This window comes from Streptomyces sp. ID05-39B, assembly GCF_033794725.1.
In the GTDB taxonomy this organism is placed as follows: domain Bacteria; phylum Actinomycetota; class Actinomycetes; order Streptomycetales; family Streptomycetaceae; genus Streptomyces; species Streptomyces bobili.
In genome coordinates this window covers 1-2658 of the sequence record NZ_JARGEF010000452.1, presented here as the reverse complement: position 1 = coordinate 2658, position 2658 = coordinate 1, and the positions used below count along the sequence as shown (strand labels likewise).

Below are 2658 nucleotides of genomic sequence, written 5' to 3'. Positions count from 1 at the left end.
CTCTGGGGGCACGCAGGGGGAGCAGGGGGAAGCGAGCGGCGGCGGGCGGGTCCTGGCGTGCCCGCCGCCGGACCGTGCGCGAGCTGCGCGCGTCGGGCCGCTACGGGCCGCGGCTGCGCGAGGTGCTGCCCGCACTCGCCGTACTGGTCCTCGCCGTGGCTGCCGCGACCGCGGCCCTGGCGCTGGCGGGCCGCGCCGTCGGCCAGTGGGTCCCGGCCCTGGTCCTGGTGACGCTCGGCGTGGTCGCCGTCGTCGCGCTCCGCCGGTTCCGGCGGCCGGCGCGGCGGCGTCATGGTTACTACACGGCCGAGGAGTTGGCCGATCTGGACCCCTCGGCGCTGGTGCTCGCGGTGGCACGGATGCTGCGCCGGGACGGCTGGCGGGTACTGCCGCCGTCCGCCCACGACACCGTCCATCTCGCCGCCCGCGACCGGCGGGGGCGGCTGCTCGACGTGGCGTTCCGGCCGGTGGCCGAGCCGCTGCCGGACGAGGACGGCGCCTGCTCGTGCCGGGCACGGTGGCGGTCCGGACGCCAGGTGCGGCTGGTCGTGCACCGCGGCACGTTCTCGCACCGGGACGAGGCGTGGGCGGCCCGCCGCCGGCACACCCATCTGCTGGACGGCGCCCGCCTTCTGCTGTGGGCGGGCGGGACCCCGCTGACCGAGATCACCGCCCTCGGCTCCCCGCCCCGGTCCGGCCGGCCGTGAGTCAGCCCTGTGTCCGTACCGTCCGCAGATAGGCGCCGAGGCGGGCGATCGCCGCCGGGTTGCGGGGGCTCTCCACGAGGTCGACGTAGTCGAGGACGACGATGCGGCGGTGCTTGACGGCCGAGACGTTGCGCAGCGGGGCGTAGGACAGGAGGAACTCCTTCTTCTGTTCGGCGCCGACGTCCCCGTAGTCGCAGATCACGATGACGTCCGGGTCGCGTGCGACGACGCTCTCCCAGCCGACCGTGGTCCAGGAGTCGGCCACGTCGTGCATCAGGTTGGTGCCGCCGGCCTCGCTGATGATCTGGTCGGGGGCGGCGTACCGGCCGGAGGTGAACGGCTGGTCCTGGCCGCTGTCGTAGAGGAAGACGGTGGGCCGGGCGCCGCCCGCGGGCATCTGGGCGCGGACGGCGGCGACCTGCTTCCTGAATCCGGCGATCAGGCCGGCCGCGCGCTTCTCGACGCCGAACAGCTTGCCCAAGTTGGTGAGGTCCGCGTAGAGCGCCTCCAGGGGCGGCATGATGCCGCGGGAGCTCTCCGTGCGGCCGTTGCGGCAGGACTCGGTGAGGATGTACGACGGGATGCCGAGCTTCTTCAGGGCGTCCGGGGTGAAGCCGCCGTCCTCGCGGAAGCCGTAGTTCCAGCCGGCGAAGACGAGGTCGGCACGGGCGTCGAGGACGTTCTCCTTGGTCAGCTGGTCCTTGGACAGCCACTTCACCTTCTCGTAGCCGTCCTTCCAGGGGACGCCCGTCAGATCGCCCTTGTCGTCGGGCATGGCGAACCCGGCCATGCGGTCCTCCAGGCCCAGGGCGAACATCAGCTCGGTGATGCCGACGTCGTTGGTGACGACGCGTTCGGGAACCTTGTCGAAGGTGACCTGGCGGCCGCAGTTGGTGAGCGTGACGGCCTTGGCGTCGGTGGTCGCCGCCGGTTCCACGGTGGCGCCGCAGCCGGTGGCGGTCAGGGCGAGGGCGGCGGCCAGGACGAGAGGGCGCAGGGCGGGCACGGGGTTCCTTAGGGGAGAAGGTCGAACAGGAGCTGGACGGTGCCGGTGACGGGATGCAGTACCGGGTGGGCCTGGACGCCGAACACGTCCGCGAGCAGGTCCGGCCGGAGCACCTCGGCCGGGGTGCCGGTGGCGACGATGCGGCCGCCGTCGATCACGTACAGCAGATCGCAGTGGGCGGCGGCGAGGTTGAGGTCGTGCAGGGCGGCCAGGGCGGTGAGGCCGCTGCCGCGGACCAGGGAGAGGATCTCCAACTGGTGTGCTATGTCCAGGTGATTGGTGGGTTCGTCCAGGACGAGCACGCGCGGCTGCTGGGCCAGCGCGCGGGCGATGAGCACGCGTTGCTTCTCGCCGCCGGACAGGGCGAGGAACCCGCGGTCGGCGAGGTGGGCGACGCCGGTGCTCTCCATGGCGTGGGCACAGATGTCCCGGTCGGTGCGCGCCGTGCGGTCGCGGTGGGGCAGCCGCCCCATGGCGACCACCTCGGTGACGGTGAAGTCGAACTCGGCGGAGGACTCCTGGGGCAGGGCTGCCAGGACGCGCGCGGCGGCGGCCGGCCGCAGCGTGCGTACGTCGTCCCCGCCGAGGCGGATCACGCCCGCGTCGGGCCGCAGGGCTCGGTAGGCGCAGCGCAGAAGCGTCGACTTGCCGCTGCCGTTCGGGCCGACGAGTCCGACGAACGCGCCCTCGGGCACGGCGAGCCGGATGTCGTCGACGATCCGGGCGCCCGCCGCCTCGACGGTGACGCCCTCCAGATCAAAGCGCATGTGCTCCTCCGGTCAGGGACATCGTCAGCGCCCCGCGCGGGTGTGGCCGCCACGCCACCTCGACGACAGCACCCCGGGCACATCGACGGGCGACCCGCCCCCACCCCGGCCGCACACCACCAACCCAACCCCACCCCACCCCCTCCCCTAAAAACAAATTAACCCCCCCCCCGAAACC

At 73.3% G+C, this 2658-nt stretch carries 3 protein-coding genes; 1 reads left to right on the top strand and 2 read right to left on the bottom strand.

Annotation, left to right across the window (positions count from 1 at the left end):
• Window positions 1–707: hypothetical protein (locus P1P75_RS40940; RefSeq protein WP_319264965.1), on the top strand; the 707-nt coding region annotated here is incomplete at its 5' end.
• A gap of 1 nt (window position 708) precedes the next feature.
• Here the strand turns inward: P1P75_RS40940 and P1P75_RS40935 are convergent.
• On the bottom strand, window positions 709–1704 hold the full coding sequence (locus P1P75_RS40935; RefSeq protein WP_319264967.1) for an ABC transporter substrate-binding protein: 996 nt from the start codon (window positions 1702–1704) through the stop codon (window positions 709–711).
• A 17-nt stretch (window positions 1705–1721) separates the two neighbouring features.
• On the bottom strand, window positions 1722–2480 hold the full coding sequence (locus P1P75_RS40930) for an ABC transporter ATP-binding protein (RefSeq protein ID WP_319264962.1): 759 nt from the start codon (window positions 2478–2480) through the stop codon (window positions 1722–1724).
• Between the last annotated feature and the right edge of the window lie 178 nt (window positions 2481–2658).